The organism is Phyllobacterium sp. CCNWLW109 (assembly GCF_037203905.1).
In the GTDB taxonomy this organism is placed as follows: domain Bacteria; phylum Pseudomonadota; class Alphaproteobacteria; order Rhizobiales; family Rhizobiaceae; genus Phyllobacterium; species Phyllobacterium ifriqiyense.
In genome coordinates, this window is sequence record NZ_JBBCBK010000003.1 from 442,565 (window position 1) to 469,046 (window position 26,482).

Sequence of the window (26,482 nt, forward strand, 5' to 3'; positions counted from 1 at the left end):
TCCAGTCAACGAACGGGGTCCAGCCGCATCGGGATTCCCGCAGCGGCCATATGCGCCTTCGCTTCCGCAATCGTATAGGTTCCGAAATGGAAAATGGATGCAGCGAGCACCGCTGATGCATGGCCTTCCCTGATGCCCTCAACCAAGTGATCGAGATTGCCCACGCCACCAGACGCTATGACAGGGACACGCACGGCATCAGCGATGGCACGCGTAACAGGGAGGTCGTAGCCGATCTTCGAGCCATCGCGATCCATGGAGGTCAGCAGAATCTCGCCTGCCCCCAGATCGACGACCTTGCGGGCAAATTCGACGGCATCAATGCCCGTTGCATTGCGGCCGCCATGGGTGAAAATTTCCCAGCGATCCACTTCGTTGCCGGTTGATACTTTTTTGGCATCTATGGCGACCACGATGCACTGATTGCCGAATTTGTCCGCGGCCTCGGCGATAAAGTCGGGATTTACCACCGCAGCCGTATTTATCGATACTTTGTCGGCTCCGGCCAGCAACAATTTGCGGATATCGGCTACGGTCCGAACACCGCCCCCAACTGTCAGCGGCATGAAACATTGCTCCGCAGTGCGGGCAACAACGTCGAAGATCGTCTCGCGATTGTCCGACGACGCCGTAATATCGAGGAAACAGAGTTCATCTGCCCCTGCCGCATCATAAGCCTTTGCTGCCTCCACGGGATCACCGGCATCAATGAGGTCAACGAAATTGACGCCCTTGACGACACGCCCATCCTTGACATCCAGGCAGGGAATAACGCGCGCTTTCAAGGTCATGCTGCGCGCTCCCGTGCCTGGCGAAGTACATTCAACGCTTCTTCAGGATCGATGCGACCGTCATAAAGCGCGCGACCTGAAATAGCGCCCTCAAGCCTGCGAGCATCCGGCATGGTCATGCGAACAATATCGGCAATCGAGGCGAGACCACCTGACGCAATGACCGGGATGGAAACGGCTTCTGCAAGCTGCAATGTCGATTCCCAGTTAATACCGGCGAGAATGCCATCCCGGTCTATATCCGTATAGATAATCGCGGCAACGCCAGCGCCCTCGAACTTTTTCGCAAGCTCGATGACGCCAAGTGTTGATGCCTCTGCCCAGCCCTCGACAGCAACTTTGCCGCCCTTGGCATCAATGCCGACAGCCACTTTGCCCGGGAAATGTTTACAAGCTTCGACAACAAGTTCCGGATCACGCACAGCAACTGTCCCCAGAATGACACGGGACAGGCCCTTTGCCAGCCAAGCTTCAATATGATCAAGGGTTCGGATACCGCCGCCGAGCTGCACGGGGTTTTTCGTCGCCTTGAGAATTGCTTCTACAGCTGCGCCATTGACCGATTCACCAGCAAAAGCGCCATTGAGATCGACTACGTGAAGCCATTCAAAACCCTGATCTTCAAATGCCTTCGCCTGCGCGCCGGGATCGGTGTTGTAAACCGTTGCCTGGTCCATATCGCCAAGCCTCAAGCGGACGCATGCTCCGTCCTTCAGATCAATCGCCGGAAAAAGGATCATGGGTTCCACCTCAAGAAATTGCCTATAAGCGCAAGGCCAAGGGCTTGGCTCTTTTCCGGATGAAACTGTGTTCCAGCCATATTGTCGTTGGCAACTGCCGCGGTCACTGGTCCACCATAATCGGTAATAGCAAGAACATCATTTTCTATCTCCGCATCGAGGAAATAGGAATGAACGAAATAGGCATGCAGCCCCTTCGGTCCGGTTTCAATACCGTCGAACAGCGGATGCGGCCGGGTCAAACGAATGGTATTCCAGCCAATCTGCGGGATTTTCAAGTTCTGGTCGGACGGCACCATTTCGCGGACATCGCCCTTGATCCAGTCAAAGCCGGTTGAAATGGTCTTTTCGAGGCCACGTGACGACATTAATTGCATGCCGACACAAATGCCAAGGAAGGGTCGCGCTTTTTCAACGGCTACCTCATGAATGGCCTCGACCATGCCCTCTACCGCGTGGAGCCCGCGACGGCAATCAGCATAGGCGCCAACGCCGGGGAGTACGATGCGATCGGCCGTTCGCACACGTTCCGCATCCGATGTCAGATCAATGGTCGCATTGATCCCATTTTCATGCGCCGCACGTTCAAAGGCCTTCGTGGCCGAGCGCAAATTGCCCGAACCATAGTCAATAATCGCAACGCGCATGTTCAGTTCTCTCCGCGATGGCTTACAAGCCCGACCATTCCATCAAGCGCTGGCGTCGTGCTTGAACGATAGGCCGGCAGGTCGGTCTTTGGCGCCGGTTCGCTCAACGGCTCGGCCATAAAATCAGGTCCATGGAAATAAGCGATTTCTGCGTCAGCCGCAGTTTCTGCATCAATGACGGCACGCTGCTCGAATCCATTGCGTTCAAGCTTTGCATAACGCCAGCGGCGCGCCTCCAGCCCAACGAACAGGGAAAGAAGCGCAGTGATGAGAGTCGCCAGACCTGCATGGTCCGTATAGTTTCCAACCAGCGAGATGATTATTGTTGCCACAAACACCAATGCGGCCTCAAACCACAGGCGTTGCAGCACGAGCCACGGCACGGGGAAAATGAACCCAAGCCATGCAAATCCGTCACGGATGAAAACCGTGCGGTCATCATCCCGTTGACCGTTACGTAACTGCGGCGTCAGTACAACAAAGCTGGCCATAACTCAGCCTTTCAGACTGCCCTTCGTTGAAGGAATAGCATCCTTCTGGCGCGGGTCGGTTTCTATTGCGTGCCGTAACGTACGGGCCACGGCCTTGAAGCAGGTCTCGGCAATATGGTGATTGTTTTCGCCGTAAAGATTGGCGACATGCAATGTAATGCCGGCATTTTGCGCCAGAGCATGGAAAAACTCCCGAACAAGTTCGGTATCAAACGTGCCGATCTTAGGTGCCGAGAATTTTACGTGCCAGACAAGATAGGGCCGACCAGAGACATCCAGCGCCGCGCGCGTCAATGTTTCATCCATGGCCAGATCCAGCGAAGCATAACGATTAATGCCACGGCGCTCACCCAAAGCCTTGGCGATGGCTTGGCCGATAGCAATGCCGGTGTCCTCAACGGTATGATGATCATCGATATGCAGATCGCCATTGGCCTTGATATCCATGTCTATCAGGGAATGCCGCGACAATTGCTCCAGCATATGGTCAAAGAAACCGACACCGGTTGCAATATTGAATGCACCGGTTCCGTCCAGATTGACCGAAACGGCAATGCTGGTTTCCTTGGTTGTCCGCTCTACCTTCGCTTCACGCGTGCTGACGCTTGTCATGCCTCTATCCCGCTTGGAGAAATACCTTTAATTGTGGCCTTCTAAAACACGAATGCCGAATCTCCAAATGCTTTGATGGCTTAGGGTTATAGACTCATTTGCATTTCCGTAGCGGCATCATACATAAGTGGAACAGAAGGGGTTCGCTGCACTGCTTTGATTAGGGTACAGGCGAACGCGCTTAAGGAGTTAATATGCAAGAACACAACCCCTCCACCATGTATGGAACCACCATCGTAACTGTCCGCAAGGACGGTAAGGTGGTGATCGCCGGCGACGGACAAGTCAGCCTCGGCAATACTGTTATGAAAGGCAATGCCCGCAAGGTACGCCGTATCGGCAAGGGCAATGTCATTGCCGGTTTTGCCGGTGCTACCGCAGATGCCTTCACATTGCTTGAACGGCTCGAATCCAAACTTGAACAATATCCTGATCAGTTGATGCGTGCATGTGTCGAACTTGCCAAGGATTGGCGTACAGACCGGTATTTGCGCCGCCTCGAAGCCATGATGCTGGTCGCCGACAAATCGGTTACGCTCGCGCTTACCGGTAATGGCGATGTGCTCGAGCCTGAGTATGGCGTAATGGCCATTGGTTCTGGTGGCAATTTTGCCCTGGCAGCAGCAAAGGCATTGATCGATACGGACAAGAGCGCAGAAGAAATCGCCCGCCGTTCCATGCAGATTGCAGCTGATATCTGCATTTACACAAATACAAGTGTAACGCTTGAGTCGCTTGATGCCGCCTGAACTAGAATCCGGACAGAAGTTTCGTTACCGCTTCATCCCGGTTGAACCACGCCATCTGAATATGATTTCGCAATGGCTGGCAGAACCGCATGTGGCACAGTGGTGGAACGAAGATCCTGAAAAGGAATTGGCCGACATCGCTGACCATATGGATAGTGTTTCGGTTGAGCCGTTCATAATCATGCTTGGTGACGAGCCTATCGGCTATCTCCAGACCTATGATCCACATCTTGAGGATGATCATCCCTACCAGGATCAGCCGGGCGGAACACTTGGGATCGACCTGATGATTGGTGAGCCGGACCTTATCGGCCAAGGGCATGGTGCACGGCTGATCGATGAATTCGTATCGCTCCTTTTCGAAGAAGGGGTGCCACGCGTGATCGTCGATCCGGACCCGGCCAATAAGCGGGCAATCAGGGTCTATGAAAAGGCTGGCTTTGCGGCATTTGATACGAGGACGTCAATTTATGGTCCCGCCCTTATGATGGCACGGGATAATTTGGAAATTTGGCCCGAAGACGGGCAGGAAGAAACGAGAATCCAATGACAACATTTTCTCCAAGAGAAATCGTCTCCGAACTTGATCGTTATATTATCGGCCAGAATGACGCAAAACGTGCCGTTGCTATTGCGTTACGTAACCGTTGGCGTCGCCAGCAGCTGGAAGGCCAGATGCGCGAAGAGGTCATGCCCAAGAACATTTTGATGATCGGACCGACTGGCGTCGGCAAAACGGAAATCTCACGTCGTCTCGCCAAGCTTGCGGGCGCGCCGTTCATCAAGGTTGAAGCAACCAAGTTTACCGAAGTCGGCTATGTGGGCCGTGACGTTGAACAGATTATTCGTGATCTGGTCGAGGTTTCCATCGGGCTTGTACGCGAGAAAAAGCGTGAGGATGTGAAGGCCAAGGCCCATGTCAACGCAGAAGAGCGTGTGCTTGACGCACTGGTCGGCAAGACTGCCAGCCCTGCAACCCGTGACAGCTTCCGCAAGAAATTGCGGGATGGCCTGATCGACGACAAGGAAATCGAAGTCGAGATTGCCGACTCCGGCTCGCCAAGCTTTGAACTACCCGGCATGCCCGGTGCAAATATCGGCGTCCTCAATCTCAGCGACATGCTTGGTAAAGCTATGGGCGGACGCACCAAGACGGTGAAAACCACAGTCAAGGAGTCCTATGGTGTCTTGATCAATGACGAGTCGGATAAACTTCTCGATCAGGATCAGATCACACAGGAAGCGCTACGGTCCGCCGAGAATGACGGCATCGTCTTCCTTGACGAAATCGACAAGATTGCAGCGCGTGACGGCGGAATGGGTGCAGGCGTATCGCGTGAAGGCGTGCAGCGCGATCTGTTGCCGCTCGTGGAAGGAACAACGGTCGCGACCAAATATGGTCCGATCAAGACCGATCACATCCTGTTCATCGCGTCAGGAGCGTTTCATGTGTCCAAGCCTTCCGATCTGTTGCCGGAATTGCAAGGCCGCTTGCCCATCCGTGTCGAGCTTAGCGCCCTTACACGCGATGACATGCGCCGCATCCTGACGGAGCCGGAAGCAAGCCTGCTCAAGCAATATATTGCGTTGATGGCGACTGAAGAGGTCAAACTCGATATTACCGATGATGCAATTGATGCATTGGCCGATATTGCCGTTGATCTCAATTCGACCATCGAGAATATCGGAGCGCGGCGTCTGCAGACGGTTATGGAGCGCGTGCTGGATGAGATTTCGTTCAATGCGCCGGACAAATCCGGAGCTGAGTACACGGTCGATGCCAAATATGTGCGCGAGACTATCGGCGACATGGCTAAAAACGCTGATCTTTCGCGTTTCATTCTCTAGCATTGCAAATAAGGGAAATCGCGATGGAAAACCATCGCGATTTCTTATTTAATGGGCGAGTCGCAATAGGAGATATCCCATGCGTTTCTTGCAATCCGTTCTGACGCTCATCATACTTTTCACGACCGTGCCTGCTGCCCTTTCGGCTGAATCCTGTGACAAGCCTAATAGCAGCCAAGCGGATCTCAACGAATGTTACAGCAATACCTATAAGCACTCAGACACCCAGTTGAATGCGCTTTACAGACAGATTACTGCTCGCCTGAAAGACGATGCGCAAACAACGAAACTGCTTGTGACTGCTCAAAAGGCTTGGGTTGCCTTTCGTGATGCAGAGTGCAATTTTTCAACATCGGGAAGTGCAGATGGCAGCGTATACCCTATGATGCAGTCCATATGTCTGAACGGTTTGACTGCATCACGCATCGAAGATCTGAAATCCTATTTGAAGTGCGAGGAAGGCGACATGAGTTGCCCAGTTCCCGCACAGTGAACTGACTTGATATCCAGATTGAGGTTTTTCTGGCTTTCGTCTGAACAAGCCGCTATTGCGGGCTTCTGACTGGATTTCTGGATCGATGATGAAACGAACCCTTTGCCTTTTTGCAACCAGCTGTTTTTTGCTGTTTTCCGTAACTGCCCAATCCGCATTGGCCGTAACCATGGTTCCGGAGGGCAATCGCAATGCAAGTCAGCCTGGCGTGCCAGCCGCTTCCGCCAAACGGACGCGCGAGATGAACACCACCTATGAGGCCAAATATCAAAAAATTTACGGCCTGCTGAAGAGCGACACGAAGCTGCGATCAAAAATTGCCAGCGTTTCCAGAACCTATGGCATTGATCCCGTTCATGTTGCCGGCGCCTTGGTCGGTGAACACACCTACAATGTCGATGCCTATGACAGGTTGCAGACCTATTACGTCAAGGCGGTTTCATATCTGAAACAAGGCCTCAGCTTTGACTATAAGGGAGAAACCATTGGTGATTTTGTCAAGCGACCCCAGTTTGCTGAATGCAATAAGTTTAAGGACAGCCTGCGCCTTTGGTCATGCCGGGAGAATGTCTGGGATACTACTTTTCGCGGGAATAATGTCGGCGGGATCAGCTACCCGAACAATCGCCTGAGCGCGGTTTTCTTCCAGCCATTCTATGCCGGCCAGAGTTTCGGCTTAGGCCAGCTCAGCCCGCTTGTCGCATTGCAAATGACGGACATGGTCAACCGCTATTCGGGATTGCCGCGTCTTGATGCGGATAATGCCAGTGAAGTTTACAAGACAATCATGGATCCTGACCTGACGTTGCCCTATATGGCGGCAACATTGAAACACTCGATCGATGTGTATAGGCGGGTTGCGGATCTCGATATATCCAAGAATCCCGGTTTGACAGCGACACTTTATAATACAGGCGGCGCGGATGCGCGCGCTCGGGCTCTGGCAAATATCAACGCACAACGTGTTGCCAATGGCGAACCGCTGCAAATGCCGGAAGAAAACTATTATGGTTGGCTGGTCAATGAGAAGGCTGATCAGCTTAAGGCGCTTTTCTAAAGCATTTCAAGCAAACAGGCGCAGGCAAGCTAGCGTTTGCGTCTGGGGGGCAGCAGTTTCAACTTGCCAATGAACAACTGCGTCGTTTCCTGATCCATATCCTCAATCCGCATGGCAAGCAGATTTGCAAGCTCAGTTACAGACGGCGAAAGCCCACCCGTATCGATCGTTACACGGGGTTGCGAAATCAGAGCCAGTCTCTGCAATTCCTCCGCCTCATCCCAGATAATATTGAAATACTGAATGATGCGCTGGAGCTTGTCCCATGTCGGTTGGCCACGACGCCCATGTTCAAGCGCCGAAAGATAGGCCGCTGAAACGCCTATGGCTTTCGCCATGTCCTTTTGCGAGACGCCGCGTTCCTGGCGCAAATCCCGCAACCTTTGACCAAAGGGGGTCATGATGCCTCGCGCCGCAGACGGACATAAATCGCTCCGGTCCCGCCATGATTGCGCGCAGCATCCTCATAGCCATTGACCAGAATGCGAAAAGCCGGGGTTGTAAACCATAAAGGCACGGCTTGGCGAAGCACACCATCACTTCCGAAGGATGATCCTTTGCCCGTGATGACAAGCACATGACGTAGTTTCCGCAAATGAGCACGTTGCAGGAAACCGAGCAGCAAACCATAGGCCTCGCTTTGCGTCAGCCCGTGAAGATCAATACGACCTTCTATGACCACGCGGCCCTTGGCGATTTTCTTATGGGTAGGTTTGTCGATTGGATGGAGCAGATGAGGCCTGGGTGCCGGTTTTGCAGGAAATACGGGTGCCTGTTGTTTTGGCCTTTCGGGAGCAGAAGGTTGCTGTTCCGTATTGTCAGCTTCATCCGCCAAGAAAATCGGCTTATCCTTACCCTTGAGAGGGCGCGCTGTCTTGGCAACCGTTTCCCAAAGTATCCGGTCTTCAAGCGTGGCAAATTCCGGTGTTGCCTTTTTTTTCATTGGCTTGAACCCAACAGGCAACGCGGCACCAGTACATAGAAATCTGCATTGTGCCGAATAACACCAGCTATCTCGCCAGCCTCATCACCGGAACCTGCGAAAAGATCGCCGCGGGCGGGTCCGACAATTGCCGATCCGGTATCCTGCGCGATCATAAGACGGGAAAAACTTTTACCTCCAAATGCGTCCAAGTCGGGAGCATGAATATAAAATGGCGTGCCGAATGTATGGAGAAGCCGGTCAACAGCCATGGAACGGCCACCCATGAGCGGCACCTTTGCCGCTGCAATTGGCCCGAGATCTCTCTCAACAACCGGGGCTTCCCGGAAAAAAATGTAAGAGTGGTTGTTCCACAAGAGTGCCTGCGCCTGTTCCGGATTATCCGCGAGCCATTTGCGGATCGACTGCATCGAAATATTTTCGGGTTCGATTTCGCCGCGATCCAACAATATCTTGCCGACGCCCGTGAAACGATGTCCGGACTTTGCCGCATAGGTTATACGGCGCAGACTGCCATCAAGCATCTTAAGCCGTGCGGCACCTTGAACATGGATAAAGAACGCATCGATAATACTGTTCACGAAAGCGATTTCGAGCCCTTGCCCCTCAAGGGCACCGCTTTCGATCGCCTGGCGATCGAAATATTCGACAGGTCCATCCCGGGTCTGCCGGGCAAAAGCAAAATAGGGATCAAGCCCGGCGGGACGGTTGTCATCATCTATATCGATCAGATCGGCAGGCCGCCTGAGAAATGGAACGGGATATTCCCGGGTGCGGATCGGGGATGCAATAACTTCCGGTTCGTAAAACCCGGTAACAAAACCGCTTGCCGAACTGTCAGGTTTTATAAAAGCGGGCCGGAACCATCTGGCGAAAAATTGGCGGGCTTGCGCGTCTGTTTCTACAATTGTTTCACGTGAATCAGCAAAAATTGGCTTAAGCGCTTCAAATGAAATGCCAAGCGATCCTGATTTATAGGGCTTTTCCAGAACATGGTGGGCTGAGCGCCGAAAGGCTTTGAACGCCTCGAGCTGATTATCCTCCTCCCAACCGGGGCAATTATTAAAGTCCACCGGTTGCAACAGGGGCGATAACATATTCTCTGATCTCAAAAGGTCAGTCTTCGGCTTCGGTGGCTACAAGCTTCCAGTTCGGATCTTTGGATTTGGTGTCACGGGCAAAGGTCCACACATCCTTCACTTCAACAACGGCTTCCTTATCGCCATCAATGACCGCGTCATCCTTGTCCAGCGTGGCCGAGATAAGCTCGCTAATGATGCGAACAGTGACGTGGGATTCATTACCTTTCATCTCGGCGCCAATAATTTCGGCCTTATTGATACCGACGAAGGATGACTGAACCTTCTCCCCGCGCGACTCGCGGTCGGTGATAGCTGAGACAAAGCCGTCAAAGACTTCTCTCGACAGCAAGGATTTCAAGGTTTTGCGATCACCATCGGCGAATGACATAACAATCATTTCATAAGCCATCTTTGAACCATCAAGGAATTTTTCCGGTTCGAATGTGGGGTCCGCAGCTTGAATTGCGCGCAAACCGTCGTTCAATGGCGTCCCCGGCTTTGCCAGACTATCGATTTTCTCGAAATCGTTCGCTTTGGCTTCACCGCGTCTGGGCAATGCAACAACATTGTCACCGGGCTTCGCCTTGTCGTCTGCTTCCGAGGTTCGCGTATAGGGATTGAAAGGCGGACGTTCGCTTCCGGTGCGGCGGCCAAGGACTTTGCGCAACTGGAGAAAGATCACCACAGCCGCTACGAAGAAAAAGATTGTTCCAAAGTCCAGATATTCCATATCGCTTGCCACTCATCCAGATGTTCGTTTCCGCTTTCGATCTTTCGTCGAAATATCAAAAACATATAGATTGCCAATTGCAATCATACAAATACTCTTCACGCTTACCTATATAGGCATGAAATTGACATGAGCTATCCATAATAGCCGGATATGTCCTTTGAAAGGTAAAATAGTTTGCGATCTCTTATTCCTCTGTTCCTGCTGGCGCTGCCATTTCTGGAAATAGCCGGCTTCATCCTCGTTGGAAACGAGATTGGTGTTCTGGCAACGCTCGGCCTGATTATTCTGGCAATGTTTGTCGGTGTATTCCTGTTGCGCTTGCAAGGCTTTGGCCTGATCCAGAAAATACGCGAGGAAACGGCTGCTGGACGCTCTCCAAAACGAGAGCTTGTCCATGGCGTGATGCTATTTTTTGCTGCGCTGCTGCTGATAATTCCCGGTTTCATCACGGACATTATTGGTTTGCTGTTGTTCATTCCAGCTGTGCGGGATCTGGGTTGGCGCTGCATCAGTGACAGAGTCGTGGTGGTGAATTCCGGTAGCCGGCGGCCAACTGGCACACGGCAAACACGGATCAAGGAAAATGTCATTGATCTCAACCCGGAAGATTATACCAGCAAGCCTGATCCCGAATCCCCTTGGAAGGCTGATAAGTAAGGTTTGCCCGATATATGGAACGATAGGATTAGAGCGGGCAGCTTGCCTCGCCAAACAACACATGCTAGCCAGCCACCATTGATTTTCTAGACCGCTACGGCGGATGCAACATTAAAAGGTTTCCAGACAATGGCTGATGAAAACGCAGAGAACGGCAATGGCAACGGTACTGTCCAGCCACAGACCCTGAATATCCTGGCGCAATATGTGAAGGATCTTTCCTTCGAAAGCCCTGGCTCGCCGCTGTCGCTGCGCCCGCGTGACAAGGCTCCTGGCATCAGCATCAATGTCAACGTGAATGCCAATCCTATTGCCGAGAATGATTTTGACGTTGTTCTGACCCTTTCCGCCAAGGCTGCGGAAGGCAAGGAAGTTCTGTTCAACGCAGAATTGGTTTATGGCGGTGTGTTCCGGCTTGAAGGCTTTCCTCAAGAGCACCTTCTGCCATTGCTTTTCATTGAATGCCCTCGCCTGCTGTTTCCTTTTGCACGCCAGATCATCGCTGAAGCCACCCGCAATGGCGGTTTCCCTCCACTCATGATCGACCCGATTGATTTCGCGCAAATGTTCCAGCAGCGCATGGCTGAGGAACAGGCCAAGGCCAAAGTCAGCTAAAATCTGACAGGATTAGTTTTAAACCCGGGCTGGTCCCGGGTTTTTTATTGCGCTTCTATGCGCTCGTTCCAGATGGCTTTTTCGCCAAGTTTGGCCACAAGGGCGGCATGCGCAAGCTTTTCTGCTTCGCTCAACCGTGACGGCAAAGCCACCTTGCGTTGCATGATAATGATCGCGGCGCTTTCCCCTGCCTCATTCCGGTTTTTTGTCTGGTCGGAGACTGTCAGACCCAGCGCCGTTTGTTTGCCGCCAATAAGCTCAATGTAAACTTCGGCCAGCAACTGAGAATCCAGAAGCGCACCGTGCATGGTGCGATGGCTATTATCGATGCCGTAACGCCGGCACAAAGCATCAAGCGAGTTTGGCCCCATAGGGTGCTTGCGACGCGCCAGCGCCAGCGTATCGACAACGCGATCATTGTGGATTGGTGGATGTCCCAACCGGTTCAGCTCGGCGTTGATGAATCCCATATCGAAGGTCGCGTTGTGCGCGATCAACTTTGCGCCGTCGATGAAATCGAGAAAATCCTGAAGAATTCCGGCAAATAAGGGCTTATCGAGCAATTGTTCATTGCTGATTCCATGAACCGCCAGCGCTTCTGGATTAACCGCTCTTCCTTCAGGATTGATATAAACGTGAAATGTGCGCCCTGTCGGAAATCGGTTAACAAGCTCTACGCCGCCGATTTCGATGATGCGATCATCCAGCCGGTCGAGACCTGTCGTTTCCGTATCAAATATAATTTCGCGCATGGAATCACCTTTGGCCTAAATTCCACGACTTTCTCAACTCTTGCAAGGCTGTGATGTCACAGGGTGGTCAGTCCGCAGACATATCCACCAATGAGTGTATGATTTGTTGAACATGCTCACGCACTGCTACAAGCCCCTGACTTGTATCAATGATAAAGTCGGCGCGGTTGCGCTTTTCAGCGTCCGGTACTTGCCTGGCGAGTATGGCCTCGAGTTTATCCTCCGTCATGCCTTCGCGGGCAAGCACTCTTTCCCGCTGTACTTCTTTGGGCGCGGTAACAACCAAAACCTTATCCACCCGCTTTTCGGCTCCAGTCTCAAAAAGCAAAGGAATATCCAGAAGGACAAGTTTGGCTCCGCTATTTTCTGAGTCCTGCCGAAATCTGTTCTCTTCGGTGCGAACAAGCGGATGAACGATCTCCTCCAGCCGTTGCAATGCCTCCGGCTTACCCATAACGGCTGCCGATAATTTTACGCGGTCAACCTCGCCATCGCTTGTCGTGCCAGGAAAATCCTGTTCGATCAGAGGAGCGGCCTTTCCACTGTAAAGCCGGTGCACAGTTTCATCGGCCGAATAGACAGGAACTCCTGCATCCAGAAACATCTGGGCAGTCGTGGATTTTCCCATGCCGATTGATCCGGTTAGACCAAGGACGATCATGGTTTCTGGCCGCCATTCATGTCGGCGAGGATAACGTTACGCAACTCCGCAGTCACCTCTGGTCGAACACCAAACCAATGTTCAAATCCTGGCACTGCCTGATGCAAAAGCATGCCGAGACCATCAACTGTCTTTAATCCAGCCATGTGGGCAGCCTTTAGCAATGGCGTTTTAAGCGGGACATAAACAATGTCCGTTACCAGCGCATCGCGCCTTACATCAGAAAGATCGATTGACAGGCTCTCCTTGCCTTCCATTCCCAACGATGTTGTATTCACGATGAGGGAGACATCCTGCAGCAGTTCCGGCACGGCAATCCATTCATGCGCGCTGATCCCTGAGCCAAATCGATCGGCCAATTCTTCAGCCCTTGTCAGAGTCCGGTTGACGATTCGGATATCTGTCAGTCCACGTTGTTTAAGAGCGTAAATAATTGCCCGGCTTGCTCCTCCGGCCCCAAGTACCAACGCGGTTTTGTGTTTATCCCATCCGGGGCTGCTGGCATCGAGATTTGCGAGAAACCCGTAAGCATCGGTATTACCGCCGCAAAGTTGTCCGCCTTCAAACCATAATGTATTGACTGCACCGATCTCTTCGGCTGCGGGTTCGCGTCTCTGACATAAGGCAAACGCCATTTCCTTATGCGGAATGGTGACATTGCCGCCGACATAATCATTGTCTTTTAAACTGTTGAGAAACGCAGGGAAGCTGTCCGGGGCTGCTTCTATGGCTTCATATGAACCTGGAAGATCGTATTTTTTCAGCCAATGGCCGTGAATCAAGGGCGACCGGGAGTGTTTGATCGGAAATCCGGTTACGAAAGCTTTACGCATCAATTGCTCCTTGCTTGCGCAGTTCCGCAAGCAGCGGCAGAAGCGGCAATCCTACAATAGTAAAGTAGTCGCCATCGACTCTCTCGAACAATTGCACCCCCTCGCCCTCGAACTGATAAGCGCCAACGCTTTGTAATGCCACGGACCCTACACGAGACAAATGCCGGCCAATGAACTCTGGTGTTAGACTGCGCAATGTCATCCGAGCCACTGACACATGCCTCCAAAGGGTCTGACCATCTTTGCAAAGCACCACTGCGCTATTGAGATGATGGGTCTGGCCGGAAAGCTTCAACAATTGGCGGCGGGCTGCCTCCATATCTTCCGGCTTATGCAAGATTTCGTCGCCAAGCGACAATGTTTGATCCGAACCAATAACCAGCGCCGATGAATTGCGTTCACTGACATCAAGTGCCTTTGCCTCTGCCAGTACCAAAGCAACATCGTCCGGTGTTGCGCCGCTATTATAGAGAGGAGCTTCGACTGCGCGTTCGTCGATGTTTGCTGATTGCGCCGTGAACTTCACCCCGGCATTTTTCAGCAACATTGCACGGAAAGGGCTTTTTGAGGCGAGTATAATGTCCATGTTTTTCTCTTGTGTCATGTTCAGCTACCGACCTTGCGCCCGCAGAGCGAGCACGGCGGCAGCTGTTTCTTCAATTGAACGCCTCGATACGTCGATCATTGGCCAATTGTGCCTGTGACAGATTTGGCGAGCATAGGTCAATTCCTCGATAATATTTGCCCTGTCGAGATAATGATCGGCATCAAAGCCTTGAGTGGCCCCAAGCACACGGTGTTGGCGAACCTGGGAAATACGCTCCGCCGATGCGACCAGTCCCACAATCAGGGGCTTTTGTGAGTTCACAAGAGCATCAGGCACCGGTACGCCGACAACGATTGGCACATTGACCGTTTTTATGCCCCGATTGGCAAGATAGATGCTTGTAGGCGTTTTTGATGTGCGCGAAATACCGATCAGAATGACATCTGCTTCTTCAATATCTGGCGGCAACTGTCCGTCATCATGTTCCATCGTGAAGTTGAGTGCATCAATTCGCTGAAAATATTCAGCATTGAGCACATGCTGTGCGCCTACCCTGCGTCCAGCGGGAGCGCCGAGGTAAGATTGAAACAGCGTGAGCACGGGTTCGAGTACGGAAACGCAAGGCACGCCCAGCTCAGCGCAACTGTCATCAATCATCGCCGCAAGCCTTTGGTCGACAATCGTGTAAAGAACAATTCCGGGTTCCGCATCGATACCCTCAAGCACTTTGCGTATCTGTTTTTCCGTCCGAATGAGGGGATAAACATGCTCAATGGCCCGTGCATGGGCATATTGCGCTGATGCGGCCCGCCCCGCTGCGATGAGAGTCTCTCCGGTCGCATCAGAAATCATGTGAAGATGAAAGTAGTTAACCGGTTTCGTCACAGAAATTTCCATGTCCTGTTGATGAATGGGGACAAATAGGCAGAACTTTCCCAAGAGATGGCAGCCATGTGGATTGTTGGCAAGTCATCCACAATGAGCTCACCTGTGCGCAGCATCGCCGTTGGCATTCGGATACTGTGGATTGTTGCGACTTTTCGTCTATTATTGGTCCATTATCCACAATGTATTCAGAACCAATATCATTGTAACAATTTGAAATTGTTTATAATTTTGTTTTTTCCCTGCTATCCTGCCATTAGGTTGTAATTATTTCCTCTTGGAACAGGGCTGATTGTTTGCTGTGGGAAAATTCTGACAATGTGTTAATTCCCGCTACTAACAGACTCTAAGAATCAGAAAATCCAAAATAGATCTGAATTTCTTTTTTAAGAAAGGCCAGGGAGAGGGATCACCTAATGACCGATCGCAAAGTGATGAAAGTCTTGAGAGGTGAAACTGTTTTTCCACCTCCGATCTGGATGATGAGACAAGCAGGTCGTTATCTTCCCGAATATAGGGAAGTCAGAAAGAACGCCGGGACGTTTCTCGACCTGTGCTATTCTCCCGATCTGGCAGTTGAAGTGACGTTACAGCCAATTCGCCGTTTTGGTTTTGATGCAGCCATCCTGTTTTCAGATATTCTTGTTGTACCTCATGCTCTTGGCCGGGACCTTCGTTTTGAAGAAGGGCGTGGCCCTTTGATGACCCCGATCGATAAGGATGGAATATTCTGGCTGGAATCTGCCGGTGCTGCAGACAGGCTGGAGCCGGTCTATGAGACGGTTCGTCTGCTGAGACAGCAATTGCCTGCTGAAACAACACTCCTCGGCTTCTGTGGGGCTCCCTGGACCGTAGCGACCTATATGATTGCTGGTCACGGCACGCCGGATCAGGCTCCGGCTCGGTTGTTCGCCTATCGCGAACCTGAAGCCTTCAGGAAGCTGCTTGATGAGCTTTCGGATGTTTCGGCAGAATATCTGATACGTCAGATCAATGCAGGTGCGGATGCGGTTCAAATCTTTGACAGCTGGTCAGGTGTGCTTGACGAGGCCTGCTTTGAGGAATTTTGCATAGCGCCAGTCGAAAAGATTGTCAGAAAGGTACGCGCTGTACATCCGAATGTTCCGATTATAGGCTTTCCAAAGGGAGCCGGGGCGCTCTACACCAATTATAGGCAGCGTACTGGTGTGACCGCGCTTGGACTGGATTGGACCGTACCGCTTTCAATGGCTTCATCATTGCAAGGCGATGGTGCAGTCCAGGGAAATCTTGATCCATTGCGCGTTGTTGCAGGCGGAAAAGCAATCGATGCCGGTGTGGATGCCATATTGGAGTCGCTGGGTCATGGACCGCTTATCTTCAATCTTGGCCATGGCATTACACCCGATGCACCTGTTTCCCACGTCGAACAAATGATTAATCGTGTACGCCTGACGCATAGATAGGGAGAGAGTTTTGACCAGTTCATCAGACACAAGCCAAAATGTCCCTGTTTTACCGCGCCTGATCATGGCGGCAGTGGCTATTGCAGCAGTTGGCCTGGTTTTAATCTATCCGGACAGAGCATATCTTTGGGTCAAGGCAATCCATGTCATTGCGGTCATATCGTGGATGGCGGGCATGCTCTATCTTCCACGTCTTTTCGTTTATCACTGCGCTGCTGAAACTGGCTCCGTTCAGTCTGAGACATTCAAACTGATGGAGAATCGACTTCTCAAAGCGATTATAAATCCAGCCATGGGACTGACATGGATTGCAGGCCTCTGGTTGGCCTGGCAAAGTCAGGCATATCTGGACGGCTGGTTTCACGTGAAATTTCTGGCAGTCATTCTTCTATCCGGCGTACATGGCTTTTTCACAAAGGCGGTCCGGTTATTTGCAGAAGATCGGAATGAAAAATCTGCGCGTTTCTGGCGGTTGATGAATGAAGTACCTACATTGCTCATGATTGTTATTGTGATCATGGTCATTATTAGGCCATTTTGATTCATCATAAAAACAACTGTCTTATATCAATAGGACTCATGAAACCTCTTGCCCTTGGCTGGTCTATTAGCTAAATAGGGGCTCTTCCTACGGAAATACCGCCATAGCATCACCGGCCATGTCATCATGGCACTGCATTCAGGCATCGTCATTTCCCTTCCCCATTTCAAACAACAAGAATTAGAGTTCCGCACACATGCAGGAAATGAAACTACAAGAACTTAAGAACAAAACCGCGGTAGATCTTTTGGCTTTCGCGGAGACGCTGGAAGTGGAAAACGCCAGTGTCATGCGCAAACAGGAATTGATGTTTGCGATCCTCAAAAAGCTTGCTGCTCAGGAAGTTGAGATTATCGGCGAAGGCGTGGTTGAGATTTTGCAGGACGGGTTCGGCTTTATGCGCTCCGCCAATGCAAACTATCTCCCGGGCCCCGATGATATCTATATCTCACCCTCGCAGATTCGCCGCTTTTCCCTGAAGACAGGCGATACAGTTGAAGGTCCGATCCGCGGGCCAAAGGAAGGCGAACGCTATTTCGCGCTTCTGAAAGTAAATACAGTCAATTTTGAAGACCCTGAAAAGATCCGTCACAAGATCCATTTCGATAATCTGACACCGCTTTATCCAAATGAACGATTCAAGATGGAGTTGGAAAATCCGACTACCAAGGATCTTTCGGCTCGTGTCATTGATCTTGTGGCACCACTTGGTAAAGGTCAGCGCGGGCTTATCGTTGCACCGCCGCGTACTGGTAAAACTGTTCTTTTGCAGAATATTGCCCACTCAATTACTGCCAATCATCCTGAATGTTATCTGATTGTCCTGCTGATCGATGAACGGCCGGAAGAAGTGACAGACATGCAGCGTTCCGTGAAGGGCGAAGTTGTTTCTTCCACTTTCGACGAGCCGGCATCCCGTCACGTGCAAGTTGCGGAAATGGTCATAGAAAAGGCCAAGCGTCTTGTCGAACACGGGCGCGACGTTGTCATCCTGCTCGATTCGATCACGCGTCTCGGCCGCGCCTATAACACTGTCGTGCCATCATCCGGTAAGGTCTTGACCGGTGGTGTTGATGCTAACGCATTGCAGCGCCCCAAGCGTTTCTTTGGTGCTGCCCGTAATATTGAAGAAGGTGGTTCGCTAACCATTATCGCGACGGCGCTTATAGATACCGGTAGCCGTATGGATGAAGTCATCTTTGAAGAATTCAAGGGCACGGGCAACTCGGAAATCGTGCTTGACCGTAAGGTTGCCGACAAGCGCATCTTCCCGTCAATGGATATTCTCAAGTCCGGTACGCGTAAGGAAGACCTGCTGGTTCCACGTCAGGATTTGCAGAAGATTTTCGTCTTGCGTCGTATCCTTGCTCCAATGGGCACAACAGACGCGATCGAATTCCTTATCGACAAGTTGAAGCAGACCAAGACCAACAGCGACTTCTTCGACAATATGAATACCTAAAAGCTGGATCGCAGCAGCTCTTCGAGTTCTGCTTCTGTCTCGACCGGTGGAAGACAAACAAACCCGCGGCACAAAAATGCTGCGGGTTTATTTATTGTAACCTCACCACCACCGGCAACCAGCTCAATCTTCCGGTTTTCTCTATGTTCGATCCATAGATCAATCCGGCGTGGATCGGCAATGCGATCGGCCATCCTCATGAGAGGATGATCTTTGTCTGGTGTTACGATCACAAGCTTTATCTGGTCGAGCATCAGCCCGGCACTATTGAGGATTCCCGCTTGTCCGTAACGTTGTTGCAGGATGCGCCCGAGGGCTTTTTCTGTGATCGAAATGGTGCGCAACCGCAGCTCCTCATCGCTTGTTACCAATGCCAGCCGCGCCAAAGCTTCGATGGTCTGGCTTGTGGCGCTTGGCACGGCCTCGTCCTGATCGCCTCGAACCCGGATGATAGTGTCCGTACTATCATTGGCGCTAAGGGAATAAAGCCCATATTCGTCTTGATGCCAGCGGTCCAGCATATCCTTCCAATGCTTTGCATGATTGATAAAATCAGCGTTCTGTGTTGCCTGGTGGAGTGATATTGCGGCATTTATCATGGCGGTGTAGTCAGATGACAGCGCAGGAAACAAACGCGAATTTCCAAGTACCGAGTGCGGCAGTCGCCCGTCCACCATCGATTCGGATATGGAACGGTATGCGTCTGTCGCAATATTAATCCAATCACTTCTCTCAAATGTACGCCCGGCCTCTGCAAGAGCCCGTATCATTAGCCCGTTCCAATCGGTCAAGGCTTTGTCATCACGGCCAGGACGAATGCGCGCTTCGCGTGCTTTGAAGAGTCTGTCTCGGGCTTTTGCCAGATTGTCTTCCGACGAAGCATCCAGGAGATTGATGGATTGCAAGCGATTAAGAATGTTTTTACCTTCCCAGTTGCCCTCTTCAGTAACATCATACACTTCACGAAAGTGTTGGAATTCATCTGTTGTCGGAATTTCGGCGTCTTGCCAAACATAAAAGCGTCCCTCTTCGCCTTCACTGTCCGCATCAAGACTGGAAGCAAATCGGCTATCGACAATCATCTCGCGCTGGAGCCAAGCAACCGTCTCGTCGATTCGCTGACGAAACAAATAATTTCCTGTCTGGCAAAAGGCATAGGTGGCATGTCTTATAAGCTGCGCATTGTCGTAAAGCATTTTTTCAAAATGCGGCACAAGCCATGCATCATCGACAGAATATCGGGATAGGCCGCCACCGAGATGATCGTAGATTCCTCCTTGAAGCATGGTCTGGAGGCTTTTCAAAAAGATATCCCGGTGCGTTGAATCGCCAGTGCGGAGCCACGAAAGCCAGATTGTGTCCATGAAAGGGGCGCTCGGAAACTTGGGAGATCCGGTCAGACCGCCTTTGACAGTATCCATTGCCCCGAAAATGTTAGACGCGAACTGGTTGATCAAAGCCGGATCAAGCTTTGTTTCTTCTGCCTGGGCATTGAGCCGCGCACCAATGTGCTGGGTCAGGGCAATAACGTTCTGTTCCACGCGTTGACGGTCATTGCGCCAGGCGCCGTCAATGGAACGTAAAACATCAAGAAATCCGGGCCTGCCATAATGGGAATGCTTCGGAAAATAGGTACCTCCCCAAAATGGCTTTCCCTCAGGTGTTAAAAACATTGTGAGCGGCCAGCCACCCTGTTCGCCCATGGCGCCGAGAGCCGCCATATAAATCTGATCAATGTCGGGCCGTTCCTCGCGATCAACCTTGATGTTGATGTAAAGCTCGTTCATTAGCGCCGCGACTTCATTGTCCTCAAAACATTCATGGGCCATGACATGGCACCAATGACACGCAGCATAACCTACGGAGAGGAGAATTGGTTTATTCGTCAGGATAGCTTCGTCCAGCGCTGCCCTGCCCCAAGGCCGCCAGTGAACGGGATTATCGGCATGTTGCCGCAAATAGGGGCTGGATTGATTACCCAGCAGATTAGCTGCCTCGGACATGGATCACCTCACCCTTTCCCAACTACACTAAGAGGGTTATCAAGGCCTGTGTAGTAGGAACTGATTAAAATGCATATCTTTGAAGATACCATCTTTGCCCTATCAAGTGGGCGCCTGCCCTCGGGCATAGCCGTCATACGAATATCAGGCTCACGAACTCGATTCGTAGTCGAAACGATCTGTGGTAGCCTAACGGAACCACGCCTGACTAAGCTATCCTCCTTCAAGAGCAGCGATGGCGATTTGATTGATCGCGGTCTGGTAGTGTTCTTCCCCGCTCCGCACAGTTTTACAGGAGAAGATTGTGCCGAGTTTCACCTTCACGGTGGCAAGGCCGTGGTGGATGCTATGATTACCGCTCTGTACGGATTTGACGGGTGCAGAATGGCAGAAGCTGGAGAGTTTTCCCGGCGAGCTTATGCAAATGGCAAATTTGATCTGACAGCAGCAGAAGGACTGGCAGACCTCATCGCCGCTGAAACAGACAGCCAAAGACGATTGGCTCTACAAATATCATCCGGCGCTCAGGCACAGCTATATTCGGGCTGGCGCTCGGAACTCATCCGCGCCCGCGCCCTCATAGAGGCTGAACTGGACTTCGCCGACGAGTCAGATGTCCCCGGTTCAGTTTCCGACTTGGTTTGGGAACAAATGGCAGATCTCGCCGGGCGTATTACTAAACATGTGGGCGACGGAAGGCGCGGGGCAATTGTGAGAGATGGCTACAGAGTCGTTATTATTGGGGCTCCCAATGCTGGTAAATCTTCCCTGCTCAATATTTTGGCCGGTAGCGACGTTGCCATTGTGTCTGACGAGCCAGGCACAACCCGTGATCTGATTGAGATTAAGCTCGATCTTTCCGGGATCACTGTCCTGATTACGGATACAGCCGGAATTCGCAATACCACTGGAGCGGTGGAAATGATGGGTATAGAGCGAGCGCTCGACCGAGCTCACTCCGCTGACTTGATCTTGAGCGTCACAGATTTGTCCGATCCTATCCCGTTGGACGATGTGCCTTTGACAAAGAACGTACTAAGAATTGGCACGAAGGCGGATCTGGTGACCGAATCCGAAATCGGTGAGTATGATCTGGTAATTTCCGCACGCACTAATGCAGGCGTTGACGCCCTTTTGAGGCTTCTATCGCAAAAGGCCGAAGCAGCAGCGGGGGACATTTCTGACCCACTCCCCACTCGGCGTAGACATATGGAGTTGCTCAACGAGGCGAGTATTGAGCTTCGCGCTGCTATTGACGATATAGCAGCGCCCCTGGAAGTTCGCGCCGAATATTTAAGACGGGCTTCATACTCTCTGGGACGCATAACCGGGGATGTCGATGTGGAAGACATATTGGACGTTGTGTTTTCGCAATTCTGCATAGGGAAATGATTCACGTGAAACATTTGGCAGTAACTTTAGCTCCCGTTCCGGACAGGCTGCCGACGACGAGAAACATCCGGCGATGCCATACGATAATCTATCCAGAACTAGACAAATTGTTTCACGTGAAACACCATTCATCCGGTTATACTTGACTCAGGGCGCTGTTTTGATCATCAAGAGTTCAAATCGAATCCAGAAAGTTTTGCATCGTGCATAGATCATTTGACGTCATCATTATCGGTGGTGGGCATGCGGGCTGTGAGGCTGCCGCTGCTGCGGCACGTCTTGGCGCAAATACGGCACTGGTCACTCACCGCGCAGACACTATCGGCGTTATGTCATGCAATCCCGCGATTGGCGGCCTGGGTAAAGGCCACCTCGTCAGGGAAATTGATGCTATGGATGGGCTGATGGGGCGCGTGGCTGACGCTGCCGGTATCCAGTTCAGGTTGCTCAATCGCCGCAAGGGGCCAGCTGTACGCGGCCCTCGCACACAAGCAGATCGCAAGCTGTATCGACTGGCAATGCAACGTGCGATCCAAGAGCAGGAAAACCTTACTGTTATTGAAGGCGGAGCAAATGACCTCATTATAAGCGATGGCCGTGTGAAGGGCGTCCAGTTGATGGATGGACGTGTTCTCGATTGTGCAGCGGTTGTTTTAACTACCGGGACTTTCCTTCGAGGGTTAATCCATATTGGCGAGAAGAAAATTCCTGCAGGACGCATGGGCGAGGCCCCTGCCCTTGGATTGTCTGAGACGTTGCTTCAACAAGGCTTCGCACTAGGACGATTGAAAACGGGAACACCGCCTCGGCTGGATGGTAAGTCGATAGACTGGAAGAGTCTTGAAACCCAGTCGGCCGATGAGAATCCTCTGCCATTTTCCTTGATGACGGATAGGATTAACAATCCACAGATAGACTGCGGCATAACCCGAACAACTGCGGCCACGCATGAGGTGATCCGGACGAATATTCATCGATCCGCGATGTATTCCGGCTCTATCGAAGGGATAGGCCCACGTTATTGCCCGTCGATCGAAGACAAGATCGTAAAATTCGGCGATCGGGATGGTCATCAGATATTTCTGGAGCCGGAAGGATTAGACGACGATACGGTTTATCCTAACGGAATTTCCACCTCCCTACCGGAAAGCGTTCAGCTCGATATACTCAAGACGATTCCTGGCCTCGAACATGCGACAATGCTGCAGCCGGGTTACGCAATCGAATACGACTTTATTGATCCGCGTGAGTTGGACCGGACCCTGCAAACCCGCCGGGTCAAGGGATTCTTCCTGGCGGGCCAGATCAATGGAACGACCGGATATGAAGAAGCGGCTGCGCAGGGGCTCTTGGCTGGTCTCAATGCAGCCCGCCTGGCGAGTGGAACCGAGCCGATTATAATGCAACGCACCGACGCCTATATTGGCGTAATGGTTGATGATCTTACTTCTCGCGGCGTGAGCGAACCATATCGCATGTTTACGTCGCGCGCCGAGTTCAGATTGTCTTTGCGCGCTGATAATGCTGATGAGCGTCTAACTCCTCTGGCTTCTCGTCTCGGGATTTTGGGGAAAGAGCGTGAGCAACGCTTCAAGCATCGTACTGAGGCGCTCGACCTTGCGCGTGATTTGGCCAAAAATTTGATGATTACGCCCTCCGCGGCTGCGAATATGGGATTGCGCCTAAACCAAGATGGCGTTCGACGCTCGGCTTACGATCTGATGGCTTTTCCCGATATTGATTTGCAGCGTGTGAAAGATATTTGGCCTGAGTTGGCTGCTATCGAGCCACGTATCGGCGAAGCGCTGGAAATTGAGGCGCAATATGCTGTTTATCTCGAACGCCAGAAAAGCGATGTCGCCGCCATGCAGCGGGATGAAATGCTGACGATTCCTGCGGGAATAGATTTCGAAGCCACCGCCGGATTATCGAATGAACTAAAACAAAAGCTTAGGCAACGGCAACCGAAGTCGATAGCTGAGGCACAACGAATTGACGGCATGACACCCGCGGCTCTAGCCCTGATCATTACGCAAATAAGACGCACGTCCACACGGAATGTGGCGTGACCAAAAATCGCGAAAAAAGCCTGCAAGAAATCCTTCCACATGTTTCACGTGAAACATTGGAGGATTTATTTGCTTTTGAGACACTTTTCAGAAAGTGGTCCAAAGCGATAAATTTGGCGTCGCCTTCCACCCTTGATCAACTTTGGGAAAGGCATATCCTTGATAGTGCACAGCTCTATCGCCTGGCCTCAGATGCTAAGGTCTGGCTTGATCTTGGCTCCGGCGGCGGATTTCCGGGTGTTGTCCTTGCTATTTTTCTGAAGCAGTCAGTTGGTAGCAGGATTGATCTTGTCGAAAGCAATTCCAAGAAGGCCGCGTTCCTGCGTACAGCTATTGGTCAAGCTTCTGCTCCAGGCACGGTTCACGCGGCCAGAATTGACGCGGTATGGCAGAAGATTGCTACTCCTGAGATAATAACGGCCCGCGCCCTCGCCTCTTTGAAAGAGTTATTCGTGCTCGCTGAACCTTGGCTAATCGGAGGAGCAACAGCACTTTTTCAAAAAGGTAGGGATTACCGCCGGGAAATCGACGAAACTCGTGACGACTGGACCTTTGATCTGGTAGAACATAGAAGCGTTGTCGATAAAGATTCTGTGGTTTTGCAGATAAGCAATCTCTGCAGACTTTAAAAACCGCGCCACCTAATGCTCCATTTTATCGGCAACGAACAGTTTAGTGTTCAGGAAAAGCCAATGAATAACCAGACTCGCATTATAACAATAGCAAATCAGAAGGGCGGCGTGGGTAAGACGACGACCGCGATTAACCTCGCGACCGCGTTGGCGGCAATCGGCGAAAATGTGCTCATTGTTGATCTTGATCCGCAGGGAAATGCGAGTACTGGCCTAGGCGTTGATCGAAAGAGCCGGGCGATATCATCTTACGATGTCTTGATGCAAACGGCCACGGTGGAAGAAGCTGCGGTGCCCACGGCTGTGCCAAGCCTTTCCTTGATACCCTCAACTTTGGATCTTCTTGGTGTTGAAATGGAAATCGCTAATGCGGCTGATCGCGCGACCCGGCTGCGGAAGGCTTTTAGAGGTAATTCGTCAACATCGGCTTTCACCTATATCCTTATAGACTGTCCGCCATCGCTCAATCTGTTGACGATGAATGCTATGGCGACCGCGGATTCGGTGCTTGTGCCATTGCAATGCGAGTTTTTCGCTCTCGAGGGCTTGAGCCAATTGCTCGAGACCGTTAGCCAAGTGCGTACTTCGCTTAATCCCGCACTAATGATTCAAGGCATTGTTCTAACAATGTATGATGGGCGAAACAATTTGGCGACCCAAGTGGTCGACGATGTCCGATCCTTTATGGGCGATAAGGTCTATCGGACGGTAATTCCGAGGAATGTCCGTGTTTCGGAAGCGCCCTCTTATGGAATTCCTGCCATTTTGTATGACTTGAAGTGTGCCGGCAGCCAGGCCTATTTGCAGCTGGCGTCGGAAGTCATACAGAGAGAGCGTCATTTGCGCGCTGCCTAATCGATTCGTGAACGAAACATTTTTGAAGAGCCTATGACAATGAATGAAGATCTTTCAAAGAAACGCTTGGGTCGTGGTCTGGCCGCATTGATCGGAGAGATGGATCGTGTGCCGGATGAAGCAGCTGCGCCTGTCGCAACGCAGGATCGGCAAATCCCTATTGAATTCATTGCACGCAATCCACGCAATCCTCGTAGACTGTTTACGGAAAGCGATTTGGAAGACCTGACGAATTCCATCCGCGAACACGGAATAGTGCAGCCTGTGGTCGTTCGTTTGGCCAAGGATTCGGCTGATCGATATGAGCTGATAGCCGGTGAGCGCCGGTGGCGCGCTGCGCAGCGTGCAGGTCTTACCACAGTTCCTGTCATCATCCGTGAGGTCGATGATCGCGTTGCCCTCGAGCTTGCCATTATTGAGAATGTGCAGCGCGCCGACCTTAATCCACTGGAAGAAGGTATGGGATATCAACAACTTATCGATGATCACGACTACACGCAAGCTGACTTGGCGCAGGTTATTGGCAAGAGCCGGAGTCATGTTGCCAATACGCTTCGGCTGCTGAAATTGCCAGAGCCGGTGCGCGATATGATCACTAACGGTTCGCTTTCTGCAGGGCATGCGCGCACATTGATCACTGCGGACAATCCTGCTGCTTTGGCCGATAAGATCGTCCGTGACGGCCTGTCGGTCCGCCAAGCAGAAGCTTTGGCGCAGGGCGAAGGCGGAAAACAGCCCTCACCCAAGGCCAAAACGGCTGATGAAAAGGATGCTGATACGCAAGCGCTTGAAAAGCTCCTTTCCGATGTGATGGGTATGCGCGTTACAGTCAATCATCTCAACAAGGGTGGTGACGTGCGTATTCACTACACCACGCTTGAGCAGTTGGATGAGATTTGCCAGCGTTTGCAGAACCGCACAAAATGGGGCGGCTTGGCCTGAGATTT

At 51.7% G+C, this 26,482-nt stretch carries 30 protein-coding genes; 15 read left to right on the forward strand and 15 right to left on the reverse strand.

Annotated elements, in window-relative coordinates; genetic code table 11:
- Positions 1-5: 5 nt before the first annotated feature.
- Genes hisF through hisB form a run of 5 tightly spaced genes read right to left on the reverse strand, consistent with a single transcriptional unit; the run spans position 6 to position 3,281 of the window.
- A complete protein-coding gene (gene hisF / locus V9K92_RS12625) occupies positions 6-791 on the reverse strand; it encodes an imidazole glycerol phosphate synthase subunit HisF (RefSeq protein ID WP_115054517.1) in 786 nt (261 codons plus the stop codon).
- Complete coding sequence (gene hisA / locus V9K92_RS12630; RefSeq protein WP_115054516.1) at positions 788-1,531, reverse strand: 1-(5-phosphoribosyl)-5-[(5-phosphoribosylamino)methylideneamino]imidazole-4-carboxamide isomerase; 744 nt, start codon at positions 1,529-1,531, stop codon at positions 788-790. The genes hisF and hisA overlap by 4 nt, the downstream gene beginning before the upstream one ends.
- Positions 1,528-2,178: an imidazole glycerol phosphate synthase subunit HisH gene (hisH, locus tag V9K92_RS12635; RefSeq protein WP_337354148.1), complete on the reverse strand. Its 651-nt coding sequence runs from the start codon at positions 2,176-2,178 to the stop codon at positions 1,528-1,530. Before hisH ends, hisA begins: the two co-directional genes overlap by 4 nt.
- Positions 2,179-2,180: 2 nt before the next feature.
- Positions 2,181-2,669, reverse strand: a complete 489-nt coding sequence (locus tag V9K92_RS12640; RefSeq protein ID WP_337354149.1) for a DUF2628 domain-containing protein — start codon at positions 2,667-2,669, stop codon at positions 2,181-2,183.
- A 3-nt stretch (positions 2,670-2,672) separates the two neighbouring features.
- A complete protein-coding gene (hisB, locus tag V9K92_RS12645) occupies positions 2,673-3,281 on the reverse strand; it encodes an imidazoleglycerol-phosphate dehydratase HisB (RefSeq protein ID WP_115054513.1) in 609 nt (202 codons plus the stop codon).
- Positions 3,282-3,475: 194 nt separating this feature from the next.
- Here hisB and hslV point away from each other — a divergent pair, with 194 nt between their 5' ends.
- From hslV to V9K92_RS12670, 5 genes are all read left to right on the forward strand, one after another.
- Positions 3,476-4,030, forward strand: a complete 555-nt coding sequence (gene hslV, locus V9K92_RS12650; RefSeq protein WP_115054512.1) for an ATP-dependent protease subunit HslV — start codon at positions 3,476-3,478, stop codon at positions 4,028-4,030.
- Entirely contained in the window at positions 4,020-4,580 is a 561-nt protein-coding gene (locus V9K92_RS12655; RefSeq protein ID WP_337354150.1) for a GNAT family N-acetyltransferase, read from the forward strand. Before hslV ends, V9K92_RS12655 begins: the two co-directional genes overlap by 11 nt.
- The gene (hslU, locus tag V9K92_RS12660) at positions 4,577-5,878 is read left to right on the forward strand and encodes an ATP-dependent protease ATPase subunit HslU (protein WP_115054510.1); all 1,302 of its coding nucleotides are present in this window, start codon (positions 4,577-4,579) and stop codon (positions 5,876-5,878) included. Before V9K92_RS12655 ends, hslU begins: the two co-directional genes overlap by 4 nt.
- A 79-nt stretch (positions 5,879-5,957) precedes the next feature.
- Positions 5,958-6,371 carry a lysozyme inhibitor LprI family protein gene (locus tag V9K92_RS12665; RefSeq protein ID WP_307281511.1) on the forward strand — a complete coding sequence of 138 codons (414 nt, stop codon included), beginning with the start codon at positions 5,958-5,960 and terminating at the stop codon, positions 6,369-6,371.
- Between the two features lie 88 nt (positions 6,372-6,459).
- A complete protein-coding gene (locus tag V9K92_RS12670; protein WP_115054792.1) occupies positions 6,460-7,428 on the forward strand; it encodes a DUF1402 family protein in 969 nt (322 codons plus the stop codon).
- A gap of 29 nt (positions 7,429-7,457) precedes the next feature.
- On the opposite strand, the gene V9K92_RS12675 is transcribed toward V9K92_RS12670, so the two are convergent.
- Genes V9K92_RS12675 through V9K92_RS12690 form a run of 4 tightly spaced genes read right to left on the reverse strand, consistent with a single transcriptional unit; the run spans position 7,458 to position 10,183 of the window.
- Positions 7,458-7,829, reverse strand: a complete 372-nt coding sequence (locus V9K92_RS12675) for a helix-turn-helix domain-containing protein (protein WP_115054508.1) — start codon at positions 7,827-7,829, stop codon at positions 7,458-7,460.
- Positions 7,826-8,371 carry a Smr/MutS family protein gene (locus V9K92_RS12680; protein ID WP_307281508.1) on the reverse strand — a complete coding sequence of 182 codons (546 nt, stop codon included), beginning with the start codon at positions 8,369-8,371 and terminating at the stop codon, positions 7,826-7,828. The genes V9K92_RS12675 and V9K92_RS12680 overlap by 4 nt, the downstream gene beginning before the upstream one ends.
- Entirely contained in the window at positions 8,368-9,468 is a 1,101-nt protein-coding gene (mltA, locus tag V9K92_RS12685) for a murein transglycosylase A (protein WP_336440325.1), read from the reverse strand. The genes V9K92_RS12680 and mltA overlap by 4 nt, the downstream gene beginning before the upstream one ends.
- 19 nt (positions 9,469-9,487) lie before the next feature.
- Entirely contained in the window at positions 9,488-10,183 is a 696-nt protein-coding gene (locus tag V9K92_RS12690; RefSeq protein WP_337354151.1) for a Tim44/TimA family putative adaptor protein, read from the reverse strand.
- A 177-nt stretch (positions 10,184-10,360) separates the two neighbouring features.
- Between V9K92_RS12690 and V9K92_RS12695 the strand changes: the two genes are divergently transcribed.
- Positions 10,361-10,843: an FxsA family protein gene (locus tag V9K92_RS12695; protein WP_115054504.1), complete on the forward strand. Its 483-nt coding sequence runs from the start codon at positions 10,361-10,363 to the stop codon at positions 10,841-10,843.
- Between the two features lie 129 nt (positions 10,844-10,972).
- Positions 10,973-11,458 (forward strand): protein-export chaperone SecB, encoded by a 486-nt coding sequence (gene secB / locus V9K92_RS12700; protein WP_008127318.1) that lies wholly within the window; start codon positions 10,973-10,975, stop codon positions 11,456-11,458.
- A gap of 44 nt (positions 11,459-11,502) precedes the next feature.
- On the opposite strand, the gene dnaQ is transcribed toward secB, so the two are convergent.
- From dnaQ to V9K92_RS12725, 5 genes are all read right to left on the reverse strand, one after another.
- A complete protein-coding gene (gene dnaQ, locus V9K92_RS12705; protein WP_336440327.1) occupies positions 11,503-12,210 on the reverse strand; it encodes a DNA polymerase III subunit epsilon in 708 nt (235 codons plus the stop codon).
- 67 nt (positions 12,211-12,277) lie between these two features.
- Positions 12,278-12,871 (reverse strand): dephospho-CoA kinase, encoded by a 594-nt coding sequence (coaE, locus tag V9K92_RS12710; protein WP_336440328.1) that lies wholly within the window; start codon positions 12,869-12,871, stop codon positions 12,278-12,280.
- Positions 12,868-13,704: a shikimate dehydrogenase gene (locus V9K92_RS12715; protein WP_337354152.1), complete on the reverse strand. Its 837-nt coding sequence runs from the start codon at positions 13,702-13,704 to the stop codon at positions 12,868-12,870. The genes coaE and V9K92_RS12715 overlap by 4 nt, the downstream gene beginning before the upstream one ends.
- Entirely contained in the window at positions 13,697-14,290 is a 594-nt protein-coding gene (locus tag V9K92_RS12720; protein ID WP_443094463.1) for a Maf-like protein, read from the reverse strand. The genes V9K92_RS12715 and V9K92_RS12720 overlap by 8 nt, the downstream gene beginning before the upstream one ends.
- 24 nt (positions 14,291-14,314) lie before the next feature.
- Positions 14,315-15,136: a pyruvate, water dikinase regulatory protein gene (locus tag V9K92_RS12725; protein WP_307281482.1), complete on the reverse strand. Its 822-nt coding sequence runs from the start codon at positions 15,134-15,136 to the stop codon at positions 14,315-14,317.
- Between the two features lie 416 nt (positions 15,137-15,552).
- On the opposite strand from V9K92_RS12725, the gene hemE reads away from it, so the two are divergent.
- The 3 genes from hemE to rho all read left to right on the forward strand — a co-directional run bounded on the left by hemE (position 15,553) and on the right by rho (position 18,584).
- Positions 15,553-16,581 (forward strand): uroporphyrinogen decarboxylase, encoded by a 1,029-nt coding sequence (gene hemE, locus V9K92_RS12730; RefSeq protein ID WP_115054499.1) that lies wholly within the window; start codon positions 15,553-15,555, stop codon positions 16,579-16,581.
- A 64-nt stretch (positions 16,582-16,645) separates the two neighbouring features.
- Positions 16,646-17,122, forward strand: coding sequence for a protoporphyrinogen oxidase HemJ (gene hemJ, locus V9K92_RS12735; RefSeq protein WP_336440497.1), 477 nt, complete (start codon positions 16,646-16,648; stop codon positions 17,120-17,122).
- A gap of 196 nt (positions 17,123-17,318) precedes the next feature.
- Entirely contained in the window at positions 17,319-18,584 is a 1,266-nt protein-coding gene (rho, locus tag V9K92_RS12740) for a transcription termination factor Rho (protein WP_115054498.1), read from the forward strand.
- Here rho and V9K92_RS12745 read toward each other — a convergent pair.
- A complete protein-coding gene (locus tag V9K92_RS12745) occupies positions 18,581-20,587 on the reverse strand; it encodes a thioredoxin domain-containing protein (protein ID WP_337354154.1) in 2,007 nt (668 codons plus the stop codon). The two genes, rho and V9K92_RS12745, sit on opposite strands and share 4 nt — an antisense overlap.
- Positions 20,588-20,647: 60 nt before the next feature.
- On the opposite strand from V9K92_RS12745, the gene mnmE reads away from it, so the two are divergent.
- From mnmE to V9K92_RS12770, 5 genes are all read left to right on the forward strand, one after another.
- The gene (gene mnmE / locus V9K92_RS12750; protein ID WP_337354377.1) at positions 20,648-21,979 is read left to right on the forward strand and encodes a tRNA uridine-5-carboxymethylaminomethyl(34) synthesis GTPase MnmE; all 1,332 of its coding nucleotides are present in this window, start codon (positions 20,648-20,650) and stop codon (positions 21,977-21,979) included.
- 203 nt (positions 21,980-22,182) lie between these two features.
- Positions 22,183-24,048 (forward strand): tRNA uridine-5-carboxymethylaminomethyl(34) synthesis enzyme MnmG, encoded by a 1,866-nt coding sequence (mnmG, locus tag V9K92_RS12755; RefSeq protein ID WP_337354155.1) that lies wholly within the window; start codon positions 22,183-22,185, stop codon positions 24,046-24,048.
- On the forward strand, positions 24,045-24,677 hold the full coding sequence (rsmG, locus tag V9K92_RS12760; RefSeq protein WP_337354156.1) for a 16S rRNA (guanine(527)-N(7))-methyltransferase RsmG: 633 nt from the start codon (positions 24,045-24,047) through the stop codon (positions 24,675-24,677). Before mnmG ends, rsmG begins: the two co-directional genes overlap by 4 nt.
- A gap of 63 nt (positions 24,678-24,740) precedes the next feature.
- Entirely contained in the window at positions 24,741-25,535 is a 795-nt protein-coding gene (locus V9K92_RS12765; RefSeq protein WP_115054493.1) for a ParA family protein, read from the forward strand.
- Between the two features lie 39 nt (positions 25,536-25,574).
- Positions 25,575-26,477, forward strand: a complete 903-nt coding sequence (locus tag V9K92_RS12770) for a ParB/RepB/Spo0J family partition protein (RefSeq protein ID WP_337354378.1) — start codon at positions 25,575-25,577, stop codon at positions 26,475-26,477.
- Positions 26,478-26,482: the final 5 nt, after the last annotated feature.

Excerpts from the sequence above, each read along its gene's own strand:
- hisF (WP_115054517.1), bottom strand. The coding sequence starts at position 791 with ATGACCTTGAAAGCGCGCGTTATTCCCTGCCTGGATGTCAAGGATGGG.
- hisA (WP_115054516.1), bottom strand. The coding sequence starts at position 1,531 with ATGATCCTTTTTCCGGCGATTGATCTGAAGGACGGAGCATGCGTCCGC.
- hisH (WP_337354148.1), bottom strand. The coding sequence starts at position 2,178 with ATGCGCGTTGCGATTATTGACTATGGTTCGGGCAATTTGCGCTCGGCC.
- V9K92_RS12640 (WP_337354149.1), bottom strand. The coding sequence starts at position 2,669 with ATGGCCAGCTTTGTTGTACTGACGCCGCAGTTACGTAACGGTCAACGG.
- hisB (WP_115054513.1), bottom strand. The coding sequence starts at position 3,281 with ATGACAAGCGTCAGCACGCGTGAAGCGAAGGTAGAGCGGACAACCAAG.
- hslV (WP_115054512.1), top strand. The coding sequence starts at position 3,476 with ATGCAAGAACACAACCCCTCCACCATGTATGGAACCACCATCGTAACT.
- V9K92_RS12655 (WP_337354150.1), top strand. The coding sequence starts at position 4,020 with ATGCCGCCTGAACTAGAATCCGGACAGAAGTTTCGTTACCGCTTCATC.
- hslU (WP_115054510.1), top strand. The coding sequence starts at position 4,577 with ATGACAACATTTTCTCCAAGAGAAATCGTCTCCGAACTTGATCGTTAT.
- V9K92_RS12665 (WP_307281511.1), top strand. The coding sequence starts at position 5,958 with ATGCGTTTCTTGCAATCCGTTCTGACGCTCATCATACTTTTCACGACC.
- V9K92_RS12670 (WP_115054792.1), top strand. The coding sequence starts at position 6,460 with ATGAAACGAACCCTTTGCCTTTTTGCAACCAGCTGTTTTTTGCTGTTT.
- V9K92_RS12675 (WP_115054508.1), bottom strand. The coding sequence starts at position 7,829 with ATGACCCCCTTTGGTCAAAGGTTGCGGGATTTGCGCCAGGAACGCGGC.
- V9K92_RS12680 (WP_307281508.1), bottom strand. The coding sequence starts at position 8,371 with ATGAAAAAAAAGGCAACACCGGAATTTGCCACGCTTGAAGACCGGATA.
- mltA (WP_336440325.1), bottom strand. The coding sequence starts at position 9,468 with ATGTTATCGCCCCTGTTGCAACCGGTGGACTTTAATAATTGCCCCGGT.
- V9K92_RS12690 (WP_337354151.1), bottom strand. The coding sequence starts at position 10,183 with ATGGAATATCTGGACTTTGGAACAATCTTTTTCTTCGTAGCGGCTGTG.
- secB (WP_008127318.1), top strand. The coding sequence starts at position 10,973 with ATGGCTGATGAAAACGCAGAGAACGGCAATGGCAACGGTACTGTCCAG.
- dnaQ (WP_336440327.1), bottom strand. The coding sequence starts at position 12,210 with ATGCGCGAAATTATATTTGATACGGAAACGACAGGTCTCGACCGGCTG.
- coaE (WP_336440328.1), bottom strand. The coding sequence starts at position 12,871 with ATGATCGTCCTTGGTCTAACCGGATCAATCGGCATGGGAAAATCCACG.
- V9K92_RS12715 (WP_337354152.1), bottom strand. The coding sequence starts at position 13,704 with ATGCGTAAAGCTTTCGTAACCGGATTTCCGATCAAACACTCCCGGTCG.
- V9K92_RS12720 (WP_443094463.1), bottom strand. The coding sequence starts at position 14,290 with ATGGACATTATACTCGCCTCAAAAAGCCCTTTCCGTGCAATGTTGCTG.
- hemE (WP_115054499.1), top strand. The coding sequence starts at position 15,553 with ATGACCGATCGCAAAGTGATGAAAGTCTTGAGAGGTGAAACTGTTTTT.
- hemJ (WP_336440497.1), top strand. The coding sequence starts at position 16,646 with ATGGCGGCAGTGGCTATTGCAGCAGTTGGCCTGGTTTTAATCTATCCG.
- rho (WP_115054498.1), top strand. The coding sequence starts at position 17,319 with ATGCAGGAAATGAAACTACAAGAACTTAAGAACAAAACCGCGGTAGAT.
- V9K92_RS12745 (WP_337354154.1), bottom strand. The coding sequence starts at position 20,587 with ATGTCCGAGGCAGCTAATCTGCTGGGTAATCAATCCAGCCCCTATTTG.
- V9K92_RS12765 (WP_115054493.1), top strand. The coding sequence starts at position 24,741 with ATGAATAACCAGACTCGCATTATAACAATAGCAAATCAGAAGGGCGGC.
- V9K92_RS12770 (WP_337354378.1), top strand. The coding sequence starts at position 25,575 with ATGAATGAAGATCTTTCAAAGAAACGCTTGGGTCGTGGTCTGGCCGCA.